The 17,114-nt window shown below is 71.6% G+C and carries 17 protein-coding genes; 8 read left to right on the top strand and 9 right to left on the bottom strand.

The features are described 5' to 3' along the window. Positions 1–57: 57 nt before the first annotated feature. Positions 58–1,620 carry a FadD3 family acyl-CoA ligase gene (locus tag OG293_RS20125; RefSeq protein WP_406000165.1) on the bottom strand — a complete coding sequence of 521 codons (1,563 nt, stop codon included), beginning with the start codon at positions 1,618–1,620 and terminating at the stop codon, positions 58–60. A 68-nt stretch (positions 1,621–1,688) separates the two neighbouring features. Here OG293_RS20125 and OG293_RS20120 point away from each other — a divergent pair, with 68 nt between their 5' ends. Genes OG293_RS20120 through OG293_RS20110 form a run of 3 tightly spaced genes read left to right on the top strand, consistent with a single transcriptional unit; the run spans position 1,689 to position 4,057 of the window. Then, positions 1,689–2,837, top strand: coding sequence for a lipid-transfer protein (locus OG293_RS20120; protein ID WP_406000164.1), 1,149 nt, complete (start codon positions 1,689–1,691; stop codon positions 2,835–2,837). A 3-nt stretch (positions 2,838–2,840) separates the two neighbouring features. Next, positions 2,841–3,284 (top strand): Zn-ribbon domain-containing OB-fold protein, encoded by a 444-nt coding sequence (locus OG293_RS20115; protein ID WP_406000163.1) that lies wholly within the window; start codon positions 2,841–2,843, stop codon positions 3,282–3,284. Next, on the top strand, positions 3,284–4,057 hold the full coding sequence (locus tag OG293_RS20110) for an enoyl-CoA hydratase/isomerase family protein (RefSeq protein ID WP_406000162.1): 774 nt from the start codon (positions 3,284–3,286) through the stop codon (positions 4,055–4,057). The genes OG293_RS20115 and OG293_RS20110 overlap by 1 nt, the downstream gene beginning before the upstream one ends. Before the next feature lie 178 nt (positions 4,058–4,235). Here OG293_RS20110 and OG293_RS20105 read toward each other — a convergent pair whose 3' ends face one another. Then, entirely contained in the window at positions 4,236–6,653 is a 2,418-nt protein-coding gene (locus tag OG293_RS20105; RefSeq protein WP_406000161.1) for a PQQ-binding-like beta-propeller repeat protein, read from the bottom strand. A gap of 302 nt (positions 6,654–6,955) precedes the next feature. Beyond that, positions 6,956–7,732: a VOC family protein gene (locus OG293_RS20100; RefSeq protein ID WP_406000160.1), complete on the bottom strand. Its 777-nt coding sequence runs from the start codon at positions 7,730–7,732 to the stop codon at positions 6,956–6,958. 253 nt (positions 7,733–7,985) lie between these two features. Here OG293_RS20100 and OG293_RS20095 point away from each other — a divergent pair, with 253 nt between their 5' ends. Next, positions 7,986–8,633 carry a TetR family transcriptional regulator gene (locus OG293_RS20095; RefSeq protein ID WP_406000159.1) on the top strand — a complete coding sequence of 216 codons (648 nt, stop codon included), beginning with the start codon at positions 7,986–7,988 and terminating at the stop codon, positions 8,631–8,633. A 192-nt stretch (positions 8,634–8,825) separates the two neighbouring features. On the opposite strand, the gene OG293_RS20090 is transcribed toward OG293_RS20095, so the two are convergent. The 3 genes from OG293_RS20090 to OG293_RS20080 form a co-directional block, all read right to left on the bottom strand. Further along, positions 8,826–9,296 carry a nitroreductase family deazaflavin-dependent oxidoreductase gene (locus OG293_RS20090; RefSeq protein WP_406000158.1) on the bottom strand — a complete coding sequence of 157 codons (471 nt, stop codon included), beginning with the start codon at positions 9,294–9,296 and terminating at the stop codon, positions 8,826–8,828. Continuing rightward, a complete protein-coding gene (locus tag OG293_RS20085; RefSeq protein ID WP_406000157.1) occupies positions 9,296–10,477 on the bottom strand; it encodes an acyl-CoA dehydrogenase family protein in 1,182 nt (393 codons plus the stop codon). Before OG293_RS20085 ends, OG293_RS20090 begins: the two co-directional genes overlap by 1 nt. Positions 10,478–10,544: 67 nt before the next feature. Then, positions 10,545–10,916: an iron chaperone gene (locus tag OG293_RS20080; protein WP_406000156.1), complete on the bottom strand. Its 372-nt coding sequence runs from the start codon at positions 10,914–10,916 to the stop codon at positions 10,545–10,547. A gap of 33 nt (positions 10,917–10,949) precedes the next feature. Here OG293_RS20080 and OG293_RS20075 point away from each other — a divergent pair, with 33 nt between their 5' ends. Continuing rightward, positions 10,950–12,209, top strand: a complete 1,260-nt coding sequence (locus OG293_RS20075) for a thiolase C-terminal domain-containing protein (RefSeq protein WP_406000155.1) — start codon at positions 10,950–10,952, stop codon at positions 12,207–12,209. A gap of 110 nt (positions 12,210–12,319) precedes the next feature. Beyond that, complete coding sequence (locus OG293_RS20070; protein WP_406000154.1) at positions 12,320–13,537, top strand: FAD-dependent monooxygenase; 1,218 nt, start codon at positions 12,320–12,322, stop codon at positions 13,535–13,537. Positions 13,538–13,635: 98 nt separating this feature from the next. On the opposite strand, the gene OG293_RS20065 is transcribed toward OG293_RS20070, so the two are convergent. Then, a complete protein-coding gene (locus OG293_RS20065; RefSeq protein ID WP_406003652.1) occupies positions 13,636–14,214 on the bottom strand; it encodes a TetR/AcrR family transcriptional regulator in 579 nt (192 codons plus the stop codon). A gap of 52 nt (positions 14,215–14,266) precedes the next feature. Between OG293_RS20065 and OG293_RS20060 the strand changes: the two genes are divergently transcribed. Further along, a complete protein-coding gene (locus tag OG293_RS20060; protein ID WP_406000153.1) occupies positions 14,267–14,935 on the top strand; it encodes a pyridoxal 5'-phosphate synthase in 669 nt (222 codons plus the stop codon). Here OG293_RS20060 and OG293_RS20055 read toward each other — a convergent pair. Next, positions 14,887–15,345: a Zn-ribbon domain-containing OB-fold protein gene (locus OG293_RS20055; RefSeq protein WP_406000152.1), complete on the bottom strand. Its 459-nt coding sequence runs from the start codon at positions 15,343–15,345 to the stop codon at positions 14,887–14,889. The genes OG293_RS20060 and OG293_RS20055 overlap by 49 nt on opposite strands. Then, a complete protein-coding gene (locus tag OG293_RS20050) occupies positions 15,345–15,794 on the bottom strand; it encodes a DoxX family protein (protein ID WP_406000151.1) in 450 nt (149 codons plus the stop codon). The genes OG293_RS20055 and OG293_RS20050 overlap by 1 nt, the downstream gene beginning before the upstream one ends. A 156-nt stretch (positions 15,795–15,950) precedes the next feature. On the opposite strand from OG293_RS20050, the gene OG293_RS20045 reads away from it, so the two are divergent. Next, on the top strand, positions 15,951–17,102 hold the full coding sequence (locus OG293_RS20045; protein WP_406000150.1) for a flavin-containing monooxygenase: 1,152 nt from the start codon (positions 15,951–15,953) through the stop codon (positions 17,100–17,102). The last annotated feature ends 12 nt before the right edge of the window (positions 17,103–17,114 follow it).

Below are 17,114 nucleotides of genomic sequence, written 5' to 3'. Positions count from 1 at the left end.
CCCGGCAGCCCGCGCCCGGCGGTCAGCCCCGGCGGTCAGCCCCGGCGGTCTGCTCCGTCAGCTCCGCGGTCGCGCCCGCAGCTCCGTCTTCAGCACCTTCCCGCTCGCGTTCCGCGGCAGCTCCCCCACGAACTCCACCGCCCTCGGCACCTTGTAGTTCGCCATCTCCCTCCGCGCCCACGCGATGACATCGTCCGCCGTCAGCGTCGACCCCGGCCGCCGCACCGCGTACGCCCTGCCCACCTCGCCGAGGCGGGCGTCCGGCACGCCTATCACCGCGACATCCGCGATGTCCGGGTGCAGGCCGAGCAGTTGCTCGATCTCCGCCGGGTACGCGTTGAAGCCGCCCACGATGAACATGTCCTTGATCCGGTCGGTGATCCGGAGATTGCCGCCCTCGTCCAGGACGCCGACGTCCCCCGTGCGCAGCCAGCCGTCCTTCGAGATGGCCTTCGCCGTCTCCTCGGGGTCCTCGAAGTAGCCCTGCATCACGTTGTGCCCGCGCACCAGTACCTCGCCCGGCTCGCCGGTGGGTGCGAGAACCCGGACCTCGGTGCCGGGTATCGCGCGGCCCGAGGTGGACGCGATGGTCTCCGGGGCGTCGCCGCGGCGGCACATGGTGACGATGCCGCTCGCCTCGGAGAGGCCGTACGCGGTCAGCACCGTGGCGATGCGCAGTTCGCCGCGCAGCCGCTCGACCAGCCGCAGCGGCACCACCGCCGCGCCGGTGACGACGAGCCGCAGTGCGGAGAGGTCGTGCTGGTGACGGGCGGGATGGTCGAGCAGGGACTGGTGCAGGGTGGGCGGTCCGGGCAGTACCGAGATGCGCTCGGACGCGATGTTCGCCAGCACGGTGTCCACGTTGAAGACCGGCTGGGGCACCATCGTCGCGCCCCGCGTCAGGCAGGCGATGATGCCCGCCTTGTAGCCGAAGGTGTGGAAGAAGGGGTTCACGATCAGATAGCGGTCGCCCTCGCGCAGTCCGGCGAGTTCGCTCCACACGTCGTAGCAGCGCAGCGTCTGCGCATGGGTGATGACGGCGCCCTTGGGGCTGCCGGTGGTGCCCGAGGTGAAGACGATGTCGGAAGGGGCCGAGGAGTCGATCGAGTCCGCCCTGGCGCGTACGGCCTCCGGCGTGACGGCGTCGCCGCCCGCCAGGAAGTCCTTCCAGGTGCGGTAGTCCTCGGGGGCGCTGTCGGCGAGGACCACCACCTGTTCCAGGTGGGGCAGGTCCACGCCGGCGCGCCGCAGGGACGCGACGTACGAGGTGCCGAGAAAGGTGCCCGTGACGAAGAGCAGCCTGGCGCGGCTGCGCCGGAGGACGTACGCGGCCTCCGCGCCCTTGAAGCGGGTGTTCAGCGGCACGAGAACCGCGCCGGCGCCGACCGCGCCGAGCGCGGAGACGATCCAGTCGAGGGTGTTGGGGGCCCAGACGGCGACCCGGTCGCCCGGTTCGACGCCGGCGGCGATACAGGCGGCCGAGGCCCGTTCGACGCGCTCGCCCAGTTCGGCGTAGGAGACGCGGGTGCGGCCCTCGACGACGGCTTCGCGCTGGCCGTAGCGCTCGGCCGCGCTCCGCACCAGCCTCGGGATGGTGCCCCACTCCAGGTCGCCGCGCATCGCTCGCCCTCCTGTCGTCCCGCCGCACAGTAGCTGACTACCCGTCAGATTAGCTGTACCCTCCCCCCATGGCGACCCTCAAGGACGCAACAGCGATAGCCGGGACGGGTCAGACTCCGTTCGCCAGGCAACTCCCCGAATCCGAGAAGACGTTGGCCTGCCGGGCCATCCTGGCCGCACTCGACGACGCGGGCATCGCTCCCGCCGAGGTCGACGGCTTCGCCTCGTACACGATGGAGGAGACCGACGAGGTCGAGGTCGCGAAATCCATCGGCGCCGGGGACGTGACCTTCTTCTCCAAGGCCGGATACGGCGGCGGCGGCTCCTGTGCCACCATCGCGCATCTCGCCGGCGCGATCGCGACAGGACAGGCGAGCGTGGGAGTCGCCTGGCGCTCACGCAAACGTGGATCGGGACCGCGGCCCTGGAAGAACACCGCGGTCCAGCTGCCGACCCCCGCCCAGTGGACCCGCCCCTTCGGGCTGCTGCGGCCCGCCGACGAGATCGGCATGCTGGCCCGGCGCTATATGCACGAGTACGGCGCCACCCGTGACCACCTCTTCAACGTCGCCCTGGCCTGCCGCAACCGGGCCAACCAGAATCCCGCGGCGGTGATGTACGAACGCCCGCTCACGCGTGACATGTATATGACCTCCCGCTGGATCAGCGAGCCGCTCTGCCTCTTCGACAACTGCCTGGAGACGGACGGCGCCCTGGCCTGCGTGATCGTCAGCGCCGAGCGCGCCCGCGACTGCCGGCAGAAACCGGTGTACATCCACTCCGCCGCCCAGGGCCTGCCCGCCCAGCACCACGGCATGGTCAACTACTGGAACGACGACCCGCTGACCGGACCCGCCTGGACGGCGGCCCGGCAGCTCTGGAAGACCGCCGACTTCGGGCCGCAGGACGTCGATGTGGCCCAGATCTACGACGCGTTCACACCGCTCATCCCGCTCTCCCTGGAGGGCTACGGCTTCTGCGGCCGGGGCGAGGGCGCGGCCTTCACCGAGGGCGGCGCCCTGGAGATCGGCGGCCGGCTGCCGCTCAACACCGGCGGCGGCGGACTCTCCGAGGCGTACGTCCATGGCTTCAACCTCATCAACGAGGGCGTGAAACAGCTGCGCGGCACCTCCACCGCGCAGGTCCCGGGCGCCGCAACCTGCCTGGTCACGGCAGGCGAGGGAGTGCCCACTTCCGCGGTACTGCTGAGGAGTTGAGTGATGTCCGAGGCCCTCCTGCCGCCCGTCGCCGACGAGGACGGCGCGCCGTTCTGGGAGTACGCCGCCCGGGGCGAGCTCCGCGTCCAGGCGTGCGCCGAACCGGACTGCGGCGAACTGCGTTTCCCGCCCCGGCCCTGCTGTCCGCACTGCGGCTCCTTCGACAGCGAGTGGCGCAGGATGAGCGGGCACGGCCGCATCTGGTCGTACGTGCTCCCCCATCCGCCGCTGCTGCCCGCGTACGCCGCGCAGGCCCCCTACAACGCCGTCGTCGTCGAACTCCTCGACGCCCCCCGCATCCGGCTGGTCGGCAATGTGGTCACCGCGCCGGACGCGCCGCTGAACTCCCTCGACCCGGCACGGCTGCGCATCGGCGCGGGGGTGAAGGTGGCCTTCACCGAGCTCGCCGACGGCGTCACCGTGCCCCGCTGGCTGCTGGAGCGCTGATGAGCCTGATCGTGGAGCGGGACAAGGAGTTGGGGGTCGCGCTCGTGACCCTGGACCGGCCCGAGAAGCACAATGCGATCGACCTGGAGACGGCGGACGAACTGTCCGCCGTCTGGCGGGACTTCCGCTTCGACGAGACGGTACGGGCGGTGGTGCTGACGGGCGCGGGCTCCAAGGCGTTCTGCACCGGCATCGACCGGGCGGCCGAGGTGCCGCAGCCCTCGTCGCCTTACTCGATCGACGATCCGCTGATCGCGATCGGCCCGAAGGCGAACGACCTGTGGAAACCGGTGATCGCCGCGGTGGAGGGGATGGCCTGCGGCGGGGCGTTCTACCTGCTCGGCGAGAGCGAGTTCGTGGTGGCCTCGCGAGAGGCGACGTTCTTCGATCCGCACACGACGTACGGCATGGTCAGCGCGTACGAGACGATCTATCTGGCCCAGCGGATGCCGTTCGGCGAGGTCGCCCGGATGGCCCTGATGGGGACGGCGGAGCGGACGTCGGCCCGGCGGGCGTACGAGACGGGCCTGGTCTCGGAGCTGACGGACCCGGGCGAGGCGGTGGACGCGGCGCTCCGTGCGGCGACGGTGGTGGCGTCCTATCCGGCGGAGGCGGTGCAGGGGACGGTACGGGCGGCGTGGGCGGCGGGTGAGGGGGCGCGGGCCCGGGCGCTGGGGCTTGCGCCCCACCTGATCGCGCTGGGGAACCTGCCGCCGGCCCGCCAGTCGGAACGCTTCGCGGGGCGGGGCGGGTCGGGGTACCGGTTGCGGTAGCCGAGGTCGCCCGGCCCATTTTGACGAGCGCACGACACCCAAGCGGTGGTTGATCACGTGACGGATCCGCATCCGTGTGACGGCCGTCGTACCAGTCACGGAAGGGGCTCCGTACGGCGGCCGTCCAGATCCTGACGCTACGCCCCGACCGTGCCCGTCGCCATCGGACGCCGTACGGTCAGACGCCCCGCGCCCCCCGGCCCGTCGCCGTGCCCTTCACAGCGTCCAGGGCGTAGACACAGCGGTCCTTGCTGCACGCGTACACCACACCGCCCTGCGCCACCGGGGAGCCGGTGATCTCGCCGCCGGTCGCGAGCTTCCAGCGCAGCTGGCCCCCGCTCGCGTCGAGGGTGTAGAGCACATGGTCGGCGGAGCCGAAGTGCACCCGGCCGTCCGCGACGACCGGTGCGCCGATGACCTCGCCGCCCGCGGCGAAGCGCCACATCGGGGTGCCCGTCACCGCGTCCAGGGTGTAGAGCGCGCTGCCGCTGCCGACATGGACGTTGCCGCTCGCGACGAGGACCGGCTCGGCGGACTGGCGCGACTCGGTGGCGATGCGCCAGCGGTCCTTGCCGGTCGTCGCGTCCAGGGCGTAGACGGTGCCGAGGTAGTCGGCGAGGTAGACCCCGCCGCCCGTGACCGCCGGGCCCGGTGCGAACACCGGTGGCGAGAGGAAGACCGCGGGCGATTCGAAGTGCCAGCGGACCAGGCCGTTCACGATGTCGATCGCGAGGACGCGGGTGCCGGCCGCGACATAGACGTAGCCGTCGGACGCGGGATGCACCCGGACGGGCACATTGCCGCAGGAGGCCGCGTCGCCGACGGGGTAGGACCAGCGCTCGACGCCCGTACGGGCCTCCAGCGCCCGCAGCCGCGCGTCCTTCCAGACGTAGACCGTGTCACCGAAGACCGCGGGCCCGGCCTCCGGCGTCTCGAAGTCCGTCTGCGCCCCGGTGGTCTCCCACAGCTTCTCGCCGTTGGACGCTTCCCAGGCCTGGACGCCGCCACCGCGCGTGCCGGTGAGGACGGTGCCGCGGTCGACCTTGAGGGAGTACACCCAGGCGTCGGTCTGGAGCCGCCAGCGCTCCTGGCCGCTCGTCGCGTCCAGCGCGTACAGCGTCGGCCCGTCGGAGGCGTGGATACGGCCCTGGGCGACGGCCATCGCCCACGCCACGTCCTTGGTCTTGAACTGGCGCCGGCCGCTGCCCACGTCCAGGGCGTGGACCTCGAAGGAGGTGACGTACAGCAGGCCGCCGTCCACGACGGGCGTGCCCCAGACGTCGTTCGACATCCGAAAGCGCCACGGGCGCCAGTGCCCGGGGGCGCCGTCCTGCGGCGAGGAGGGCGGCGGCACGGGTGCCCCCACCGGGGGCGGCGGCACGGCCGCGTGAGAAGCGGGCTCGGAGCCGTTCAGGGCGCCGGGCGGGCGGATCCAGCCGGTCGCGGGACCGGCCGCGGCGACCGCGGCGCGGCTCGCGTCGGCGACCCGGGGGCCGGGGCCGATCGGGACCTTGGAGCCGGGCAGCCGCACCGGCCCGGCGGGCGCGTGCGAGCCGACCGGAGCGGGCGCGGCCTGTCCGCCGCGCGGGTCGTTGCCGCCGCGCCAGGCCGAGTCCCAGTCGCCGCCCTGACGGGACGGCGGCGCCTGCGGGATGGGCGGCGCGGGCTCGGCGGAGCGCTGTACGGGAGGCGGGGCGGAGGGCCGCCCGCCGCGGCGCTGCTCGATCATCGCGGTGGCGCGCGAGGGCAGCCACGCGGACGCGGTGCCGCTGTCGTCGCTTCCCGAGGAGAACAGATGCGGGGCGAGCTGGGCCTGAAGGTCCTCGGGCGTGGGACGCCGTACGGCCTCCATCTGCATACAGGACTCGATCAGCGGCCTCAGCTCGTCCGGCAGCCCCTCCAGGTCCGGGCCCTCGCGGAGCAGCATGAAGACGGTCTCGACCGGGTTCGCGCCATGGAAGGGGGCGTGCCCGGTCGCCGCGAAGACGAGCGTGGAGCCGAGTGAGAACACATCGCTCGCGCCGGTCACGCTGCGTGAGTCGCGAGCCTGCTCGGGCGACATGTACGCGGGCGTGCCCACGGCGACGTTGGTCATCGTCAGCCGGGTGTTGGAGACCCCGGACGCGATGCCGAAGTCGATGACCCGGGGCCCGTCCTCCACGACCAGCACGTTCGACGGCTTGAGATCGCGGTGGACGAGTCCGGCGCCGTGGATGGACTGGAGCGCCTCCGCGATGCCGGCCGCCAGCCAGCGCACCGCCTGGGCCGGCATCGGCCCGCACTCATTCACTATCTCTTCGAGGGAGGGGGCGGGCACGTACGCGGTGGCCAGCCAGGGCACGGCCGCCCGCGGGTCGGCGTCCACGACGGCGGCCGTGTAGAAGCCGCTGACGGCTCTGGCGGCCTCCACCTCGCGGGTGAAGCGGACGCGGAACAGCTGGTCCTCGGCGAGCTCGGTACGCACCGTCTTGATCGCCACGCGGCGGCCGGACGCCGACCGGGCGAGATAGACCAGCCCCATGCCGCCGGCACCGAGCCGGCCCAGCACCTCGAACGGACCGATCCGTCTCGGGTCATGCTGCGTCAGCTGCTCCATCACTTGCCTGCCACCTCCCCGTACGGGCCCCAGAAGAAAGGAGCCCGTGAACTACTGCCCCGTGCAGCGTCTCACCACCGAGCCCTCAGCGGTGCGCAGCCTGATTCTTCCTGTCCGAGGCGGCGGTGGCGAACCCGGGGGCGGATCGGGGTGTCCCACCCGGTTTCGGGCACGGATCGGGGAGCGGGACGGTTCAGTCGTGGAATGCGGGTGGCCGAGGGCACGGAGGGAGTTCCGCAGGAGAGGGAGTCCCTTCCGTCACCGGTGGCGGTCCGGCGTGATCGCCGGCGGCCCGACGGCGATCACGCCGCTTCGGCGGGTTCGGCGAGGACCGCGAAGGTGGCTCCCTGGTCGTCGGTGAGGACGGCGATGCGCCCGTACGGGATGTCGATGGGGGGCGCCTGGATCCGGCCGCCGAGGCGTACGACGGTCGCGGCGGTGTCGTCGCAGTCCTCGACGCAGAAGTAGATGAGGAAGTGGCCCGGCATCTCGGCGGGGAAGGCGTCGGTGATCACACTGCGCCCGCCGACGGCGGTGTCCTCACCGGGTTCGGTGCCCGCGGGGGACCACATCCGGAAGTCGGCGGAGGAGCCGGGCAGGTCCGTGCCCTGGAAGCCGAAAACGGCCTCGTAGAAGGGGTCGGCCCTCTCCTTGTCGCGGGTGTAGACCTCGGCCCAGCAGAAGGAGCCCGGCTCGCCCTGCTTCTCGAAGCCGCCGCGGTCACCCGCCTGCCAGAGCCCGAAGACGGCGCCGCCCGGGTCCGCGGCGAGGCTCATCGTGCCGGCGGTGCCGACCGGCTGCCGGTCGACGATCACCTGGCCGCCCGCCTCCAGGATCTTCCTTCCGGTGGCGGCGGCGTCGGAGGTGGCGAAGTAGACGCCCCAGACAGTGGGCATCCGGCCGTCACTCTTGGGCACGAGCGCGGCGACCGGCTTCCCCTCGTTCAACGCGTCGGTGTACCGGCCGCCCCCCTCGCCGAATGTCCAGCCGAACAGCTCTCCGTAGAAGCGCTTGCCCGCCTCGACATCGGGGAGCGCCGCGTCCACCCAGCACGGTGTGCCCTCCGGGAATGCAGCCATGGACCTGATTCCTTCCGCGTACGGGACACGGCGGGTGTGGCACCCGTCACACTCAAGCTAACGGCCCATTGCCCGGACCGCACGGAATAAAATCGAACATATGACGCATTGCGCGGACGAACCGGCTCGCACACGGGTCCAGATTCGTCGAGTTGTCCACGGAAGTTGTCCACAGGCTGTTGATAACACTATCGAGCACCCCATTTGCAGTCGGCCGAATCGCGCGCCGATCACCCCTCGGTAAGCTGACGGCATGACAGGACAAGTACGCACCGTCGACGGCCGAGTGGCCGGACGACGCGGCCAGGCGACGCGGCAGAAGCTGCTCGACTGCCTCAGCGAGATGCTCAGCTCCTCGCCGTACCGGGACGTCAAAGTCATCGACGTGGCCCGGAAGGCGGGCACTTCCCCCGCGACCTTCTACCAGTACTTCCCGGACGTCGAGGGCGCTGTCCTCGAGATCGCCGAGGAAATGGCCAAGGAGGGCGCGGCGTTGACCGAACTGGTCTCCGGGCGCTCCTGGGTCGGTAAAGCCGCGTGGCAGACGTCGGAGGAACTGGTCGAGGGCTTCCTCGACTTCTGGCGCCACCACGACGCGATCCTCCGGGTGGTGGATCTGGGCGCCGCGGAGGGGGACAAGCGGTTCTACAAGATCCGCATGAAGATCCTGAACTCCGTCACCAACTCCCTCACGGACGCGGTGAAGGACCTCCAGTCCAAGGGCAGGGTCGACAAGGACACCAGCCCGGCGGCCATGGCGGGGTCGCTCGTGGCGATGCTCGCGGCGGTGGCCTCACATCAGAAGGGGTTCACGACCTGGGGAGTGAAACAGGCAGAACTGAAGCCGAATCTCGCCCTGTTGGTCCACTTGGGGATCACGGGCAAGAAGCCGACGAAGTAGGCGGCGGCCCGCACGGGCCGCGCACAGTCCTGTCACGCCGTCGGCGGTCCTCCCAGGAACGCCATCGGCCTTTGTGTCGCGGCCCGTCCCACGCCTCCCACCACTCCTCCCGCCACTCCTCCTGCGGTCCACTGCCGCGCCCGCCACGCGCTCCCCTCCTCGCGCTCCCCTTCTCTTCGCGCCCATCCGGTACTACCGCCGGGTCAGGCGGAAGAGTCTGATCTCCCGCTCCACCCTCGACTGGTACGTCGCGTACGGCGGCCAGAACGTCAGCGCCCGCGCCCACGCCTCTTCCCTCTCCCGGCCCTCCAGCAGGCGGGCCCTGACCGGGATCTCCCTGCCCCGCCAGCTGACGGAGGCGTCGGGGTGTTTCAGCAGATTGGCCGTCCAGGACGGGTGGCCCTCGCGGCCGAAGTTGGATCCGATCAGGAGCCAGCCGTCCGCCCCTTCCGGCATGCACGCCAGCGGGGTGACCCGCTCCCTGCCGGTCTTCGCGCCGCGGGCGGTGAGGATGACTCCCGGAAGCATCTGGGCGCTGAGCAGCACCTTGCCCCGTGTCAGCCGGTGGACCGCCCGGTCCAGCGCCGGTATGAGGTGCGGTGCGATCTTCGCGAAGGCGCGGGTGGAGGAGACCTTCTGGACGAGCCGGACGCCGGGAGCCATCAGACCGCCTCCTTCGTCCGCGCGAAGAGGCCCGCCGTCTCGGCCGCGTGCGCGCGTAGCCGGTGGACCGGTCCGAAGAGGAGTTCGTCGGCAGCCGCCCGTTTGAAGAAGAGGTGTACCTCGTGCTCCCAGGTGAAGCCGATCCCGCCGTGCAGCTGCACCGCCTCACCGGTGACCGCCCGCAGCGCTTCGAGGCACTGGGCCAGCGCGAGAGAGCCCTCCGCCGGATCCCAGGCCGCGTAGTACGCCGCCGAGCGGGCCGCCTGGACCTGGACGTACAGATCGGCCAGCCGGTGCTTGACCGCCTGGAACGAGCCGATCGCCCGGCCGAACTGCTCGCGGGCGCGGACGTACTCCAGCGTCCGGTCCAGCGCGCTCGCCGCCGCCCCGACCGCCTCGGCCGCCAGCAGGGCCGCCGCCCCGGACCCGACGGCCGCCAGCGCGCCCGGCACGTCCGCCGCGCCGTCCTCGCCCAGCAACCGGGCCGCGCAGTCCCGGAGTTCGACGCGGGCCTGCGGACGTGTCTCGTCCAGCGCGGTCTGCCGGGTGCGCGACAGGCCCGCCGCGTCCGCCGCGACCAGGAAGAGGAGGGTGCGGCTGCGGGCGAAGCCGCCGGTGTGCGCGGCGACCGCCAGCAGCCGGGCACTGTGCCCGTCGAGCACCTGGCCGGCTTCCCCGTACAGCAGCCAGCCCCCGCCCTGTCCCGGCCGCGCCTGGACGCCGCCGGCCCGGCCGCCACCCGCCCACTCCCCCGACGCGTTGTCGCCGCTCAGGCCCAGCGCATGGGCCAGACTGCCGCCCGGCACGGCGAGTGCGCAGGTCAGGGAGCCGTCCGCGATACGCGGAAGCAGTTCGGCGCGCTGGTCGGGCGTGCCGAGGGCGGCGACCAGCGGCGCCACGAGGCCTGCCGTGGCCAGCAGCGGGGAGGGAAGCAGCGCCCGCCCGGTCTCCTCACAGGCGAGCGCCAGTTCGGCGAGGCCGCAGCCCACGCCTCCGTACGACTCGGGCAGCGCGAGACCCGGCAGGCCGAGCCGGCCGGACAGCTGCGCCCACAGCGAGGCGTCGTACCCGGCGGCGGTGCGGACGGCGGCCTTGACCTCGTCCGGACCGCAGCGTTTGGACAGCAGCTCGCGCAGGGTGCTGCGGATCTCGTCCTGCTCCTCGGTGAAGGCGGTGTCCATGGGATCCCCTCCGTATCTGACGGCCCGTCATGCTAGGGCCGGGGGATCCAGATGCACAGAGGCGTGTTCAGCAAACCTCCCCCGGCGCCGCGGCGGTCGCCCGCAGCAGGTCCCGCACCAGGTCGTAGTCGATGCTCTCGGTGCGCCGGAAGCGCAGACATCCCTTGCCTATGTCCTGGTCCGCCAGGCGCTCCTCGAATCCTTCCCGGATGTCGGGGCGCATCAGATAGAAGGAGACGTACTGCTTCTGGTTGGCGAACGCGATCTCCGCCTCTCCGCCCCGGCGGCGATAGCAGGGCATGCCCCACGCCATCACCTCCTCGTACCCCGCGAGCTCGGTGCGGCACAGCTCCCGGATCCGGACCAAGGCCGTGAGCCGGTCCGGATCCACCACCTCCGCGAGATAGCCGTCGACATCTTCGGCAGTGCTTCTGGGCATACGCTCCACGCTATCTGATGTACCGTCAGATTCATGCCTTCAACTCCGCGCACGTCGGGCACGTCGGACACGTCGGGCACGTCGGACACGTCGCGTACTCCGCGTACTCCGCGTACTCCGCGCGCCGCGCGCACCTCGCGCAAGGTTGCCGTCGTCGGCATATCCCTCTCCGACTGCGGCCGTGTCGACGGTCCCACGCCCTACGCCCTCCATGCCCAGGCGGCCCGCCGCGCGCTCGCCGACTCCGGCCTCGACCGCTCGGTGATCGACGGCTTCGGCTCGGCCGGGCTCGGCACGCTCGCCCCTGTCGAGGTCGCCGAATATCTGGGCCTGAAGCCGCGCTGGGTGGACTCGACCGCCGTCGGCGGCGCCACCTGGGAGGTCATGGCGGCCCACGCCGCGGACGCGATCGCGGCCGGCCACGCCGACGCCGTGCTTCTCGTCTACGGATCGACGGCGCGCGCCGACATCAAGGCGCGGCGGCGCACCTCGAATCTCTCCTTCGGCGCCCGCGGCCCGCTCCAGTTCGAGGTCCCGTACGGGCACACGCTCATCGCCAAGTACGCGATGGCCGCCCGCCGCCATATGCACGAGTACGGCACGACCCTGGAGCAGCTCGCCGAGGTCGCGGTCCAGGCGCGGGCGAACGCCGCGGCCAACGAGGACGCGATGTTCCGGGACCCCATCACCGTGGACGAGGTGCTGGACGGGCCGGTGATCGCGGATCCTTTCACCAAGCTGCACTGCTGCATCCGCAGCGACGGCGGCTGTGCGGTCCTGCTGGCGGCCGAGGAGTACGTCCCCGACACCGCGAAGGCCCCGGTGTGGATCCTCGGCACGGGCGAGTACGTCTCCCACACCACCATGTCGGAGTGGGAGGACTTCACCGTCTCCCCCGCGGCGGTCAGCGGGCGCACCGCCTTCGAGCGCGCAGGCGTCACCCCCGCCGAAATGGACATCGCCGAGATCTACGACGCCTTCACCTATATGACCCTCGTGACGCTTGAAGACCTGGGCTTCTGCGCCAAGGGCGAGGGCGGCCCGTTCGTCGAGAAGGGCCGCATCCGGCTGGACGGCGAGCTGCCGGTGAACACCGACGGCGGCGGCCTTTCCGCCTGCCATCCAGGAATGCGCGGGTTGTTCCTGCTGGTCGAGGCGGTACGGCAACTGCGCGGCGAGGCGGGCGGCCACCAGGTGCGCACGGCGGACGGCGGCCCCCCGAGGCTGGCCGTGGCGTCCGGCACGGGCGGCTGGTTCTGCTCCTCGGGGACGGTGGTGCTGGGCCGGGACTGAGCCCTGCCGGAGAATCCATACAACCGTCATAGACAAGCGTATAGTCGAGCCACGGGAAGGCGCGCACAGCACCCCCGCCGCCCACCCCACCACTCGACCCGGGAGTCCCGATGACGAAGCAGCTCGCCAGCAAGACGGTCCTGATCTCCGGCGCCTCGATCGCCGGCCCCGCGCTCGCCCTGTGGCTGCACCGCTACGGCTTCACGCCGACCGTCGTCGAGCGCGCCCCGCAGCTGCGCCCCGGCGGTTACAAGGTCGATCTGCGCGGTGTGTCCATCGACGTCTGCGAGCGGATGGGAATCCTGGACGACGTCCGCCGCGCCTCCACCGACATGCGGGGCGGCTCCTACGTCGACGACACCGGCGCGACCATCGCCGAGTTGCCCGCCGCCTTCTTCGGCGGACGGGTCGACGGCGACGACGAGGTCATGCGCGGCGACCTCGCGCGCATCCTCCACGAGCGCACGCGGCACGACGTCGAGTACCTCTTCGGCGACTCGATCGCCTCCCTGAGCGGGGACGCGGACGGCGTGGACGTCACCTTCGAGAACGGCCCGCCGCGCCGCTTCGACCTGGTCGTCGGCGCGGACGGAATGCACTCGCACACCCGTCGGCTGGTCTTCGGCGACGAGCGGCGGTTCCGGCGGCACCTGGGCGCGTACATCTCCATCTTCACCGCCCCCAACGACCTGGACCTCGACCGCTGGGAGACCTATCACGCGCTGCCCGACAAGCTGGTGTGCGCCTACAGTTCGGGCGGCGAGACGCGCGCCAAGAACCTGTTCGTCTTCGGCTCGCCCGAGCTCTCCTACGACCACCGGGACGTGGCGCAGCAGAAGAAGATCCTCGCCGACGTGTTCGCGGGCGACGGCTGGGAGATCCCCGCGATGCTGAACAACGCCGCCGCCGCGGACGACTTCTACTTCGACTCCATCAGCCTGATCGAGATGGACCGCTGGTCGAAGGGGCGGGTCGTGCTGCTGGGCGACGCGGCCCACTGCACCTCGCCCTCCTCGGGCCAGGGCACGGGCCTCGCGCTGACCGGCGCGTACATCCTGGCGGGCGAGCTGGCGGCGGCGAACGGCGACCACGCGGTGGCGTACGAGCGCTACGAGCGCGAGATGCGGCCCGGCGTCGAGGTCAACCAGAGGTTCGCGGAGAGGTTCGCCAAGGAGATGACGGTCTCGTCCAAGGGCAGGATCCGGATGCGGATGGCGCTGGTGCGCATGCTGCCGTACATGCCCTGGAAGAACCTGATCGCGAAGAAGATCACCGAGGATGTGCAGAAGGCGGCGCACGCGGTGCAGATCAGGGATTACGCACGCTGAAGCCGCGCGGGCCGAACCGGGCCGCGGGCCTCGGGGTGAACGCGGGCCCCGGTCCTCGGGGAGAACGCGGGCCTCAGTCCTCGGGGAGAACGCGGGCCTCAGTCCTCGGGGAGCAGCCGCTCGACCAGCGCGGTGATCAGATCGCCCGCCTGTTCCTTCGGGAAGACGTCGGGCAGCGTGAGGCGCTCCACCACCAGCCAGTTGGTCGCCAGATAGATCATCCTGACCGCGTCCGCGTCCCCGGGCAGACCCGCCGCCAGATGGGCGGCCACATTCGCCTCCACGTCCTCGCCGACCCGCGCGGTGAGCACCGCGCGCAGCGCCGGGCGGCGGGTGGCCTCCAGCCGCAGTTCGAGCAGGGCGAGATAGCCGGTACTGAACGCCGAGACACGGTCGACGACCTCGCGGACCAGCTCCGCGGTCCGGGCACGGGTGGCCGGACCGGTGAGCATCGCCTCCATGGTGGCGTCGTCGGGGCGCATCCGCTCGTAGATCCGGCCGCCGGCCTGGGTGAGCAGATCGTCGCGGGCGGCGAAGTAGTTGGACGCGGTACCCGTGGGCACCTGTGCCTCGGCGTCGACGGCCCGGAAGGTCAGTCCGCGGGCGCCCTCGCGGGCGAGCACCTCGATCGCGGCATCCACCAGCGCCGCGCGCCGGGCCAGGTTCTGCCTCATCAGCCCTCCTCCCACTCGCTCCCCGATACCACTTCGAGTGTAGTACTTTGCCGGGATGGACAACGACCCGCAGGAGACCTTCCGTACGCTCCTGCACGCGCAGCGCGTCTGGGACACCGCCCTGCCCGCCTTCGACCCGGCCGAGGCGCCCGGAGCGCCGACGGCGCTCTTCCACCGGTGGTTCGCCGAGGCGGTTCAGGCCGGACAGCCCGAGCCGCACACCATGGCGCTGGCCACCGTGGACGAGCGCGGCCGCCCCGATCTGCGGACGCTGATGCTGCACGACGCGGACGAGCGGGGCTGGCACTTCGCCTCGCATGCCACCAGCGCCAAGGGCAGGCAGCTGGCCGCGCACCCCGAGGCCGCGCTGGGGTTCTACTGGGCGGCACAGGGCCGGCAGATCCGGATCCGCGGCCGGGTGACGGCGGCTGGATCGACCGAGAGCCAGGCCGATCTGCACGCCCGCTCGACGGGCGCGCTGGCGGCTGCGCTCACCGGCCGCCAGAGCGAGGCGCTGGCGTCCCTGGCCGAGTTGGCCTCCGCATCCGAGGCGGCGTGGGAGCGGGCACAGGCCGAACCCGACGCGCCCGTGCCGACCTGGACGCGGTATGTGCTCCAGCCGTACGAGGCGGAGTTCTTCCAGGGCGACGCACGCCGGCAGCACGTACGGCTGCGCTACCGGCTCGATACGGGATCGTGGGTGCGCGAGTTGCTCTGGCCCTGATCCGGCCGGAACACCGGGACGCTCACGCCGCCCTTCCCGCCGCCGCGGAAGGCGACGAGGAGGTCCATGCCGATCCGCAGGTCCGGCTCGGCGCAGCCGACGATCCCGGTCATCATCCGCGGACCTTCGCGAAGATCGACGACCGCCGCGACGTACGGGACACGGTCGCCGAACGGCGGCAGGTCGTTGCGGTGCACGACCGACCAGGTGTACAGGGTGGCGCGGCCACTCGCCTGCTCCCAGCCGACGTCCTCGCTCCAGCAGTGGGGGCAGAACTCCCGCGGGTAGTGATGGGCCTTCGCGCACGCGCGGCAGCGACGGATCAGCAGCCGCCCCTCGGCGGCGGCTTCCCAGAACGGCCGGGTGAAGTCGTCGGTCTCCGGGAGGTCGAACCGGGGTGCCGCGGCCATCAGTAGAGCCCGATCGCGCCGTCGAGGGACCAGGTCTGCCAGGACATCGCGAACAGGGCGACGAGGGATATGAGCGCCATCATGGCGTTCTGCCCCTGTTCCGCCCAGTCATGAATCATCAGCAGCAGATAGAGCAGATTGAGCAGCAGTCCGCCGACGAGGGCCACGGGGGTCAGAAAGCCGACGACCAGGCCGAGCCCGAGGGCGAGTTCCGCGTAGACGACGATGTACGCCATCGCCTTGGGGCGGGGGCGGACGACCTTGTCGAAGCCGTTCTTCACCAGCGGCCACCGGTGCCCGGCGGCGACGTCCGCGGCCCACGCGATCCCGGTTCCGCGCTCGAACCAGCCCTTCTTGTCCTTGTGGCGCCAGCTCTCCAGCCACCACAGGCCGAGACCGATGCGGAGGACGGCGAGCCACTCGGCACCGGTGAGCCAGACGGTCTCCATCCGGACCCTACTCTCTTCCGACTCACTTCTGACGGAACGTCAGTTCAGCGGATGTGAAGCCATATGCGCAAGAGGTGTGCCGACGTGATCAATTCGCAACCGATTCCCGCCTTGACTGAGACCCATCAAGTAATCGCACGATTACGCTCACGATCCATGGCCGACGAAAAGGACTTCGCGCTCACCACCGACCGGCCCGTGTACGTCGTCGGCGGCGGCCCGGGCGGTCTCGCGGCAGCCGCCGCGCTGCGCCAAGCGGGCATACGGGCCGTAGTGCTGGAGAAGTCCGAGTCCGTGGGCGCCTCCTGGCGCCGGCACTACGACCGGCTGCGTCTGCACACCACCCGACGGCTCTCCGGGCTGCCCGGACTGCCCATGCCCCGTTCGTTCGGGCGCTGGGCCTCGCGCGACAACGTGATCCGCTATCTGGAGAAGTACACGGAGTTCCACGAGCTGGAGATCGTCACCGGCGTCGAGGTCTCCAGGATCGAACGGTCCGGCCCCGACTGGCTGCTGCACGCCACCGGAGGCCGGCAGCTCACGGGCCGGGCCGTCGTCGTCGCCACCGGCTTCAACCACACCCCGCGGCTGCCCGACTGGCCGGGCCGCGAGACGTACGCCGGGGAGCTGCTGCACGCGGGCGAGTACCGCAACGCCGCCCCGTACGCGGGCAAGGACGTGCTGGTCGTCGGCGTCGGCAACACGGGCGCGGAGATCGCCGTCGACCTGGTGGAGGGCGGCGCGGCCCGGGTACGCCTCGCCGTGCGGACCGTCCCGCACATCGTCCGCCGCTCGACGGCGGGCTGGCCCGCCCAGCGCACCGGCATCCTTGTCCGCAGGCTCCCGGTCCGCCTCGTGGACCGCGCGGGCGCGGTCATGTGCCGGATCTCCGTCCCCGACCTCACCGAGCGGGGCCTGCCGCGTCCGGACACGGGCCTGTACTCCCGTGTGCGCGAGGGCGCGATCCCGGTCCAGGACGTGGGCCTCATCGACGCGGTCCGCGCGGGCACGGTCGAACCGGTCGCCGCGCTCGACTCCTTCGACGACGGCAAGGCGGTCCTCGCGGACGGCACCCGGATCTCCCCGGACACGGTGATCGCGGCGACGGGCTACCGGCGGGCGCTGGAGGACCTGGTCGGCCATCTCGGCGTCCTCGACGAACGAGGCAGACCGGTGACCCACGGCGGCCGGACATCGGCGAAGGCGCCCGGGCTCTACTTCACCGGGTTCACCAACCCGATCAGCGGGATGTTCCGCGAGCTGGCGATCGACGCACGCAAGATCGCCAGGGCCGTGTCGAAGAAGTAGGCGCCGCCCGAG

Origin of the sequence: Streptomyces sp. NBC_00829 (genome assembly GCF_045161795.1) — a bacterium.
In the GTDB taxonomy this organism is placed as follows: domain Bacteria; phylum Actinomycetota; class Actinomycetes; order Streptomycetales; family Streptomycetaceae; genus Streptomyces.
Note: the sequence above shows the minus strand (reverse complement) of the source record. Positions and strands in the feature narration are given on the sequence as shown.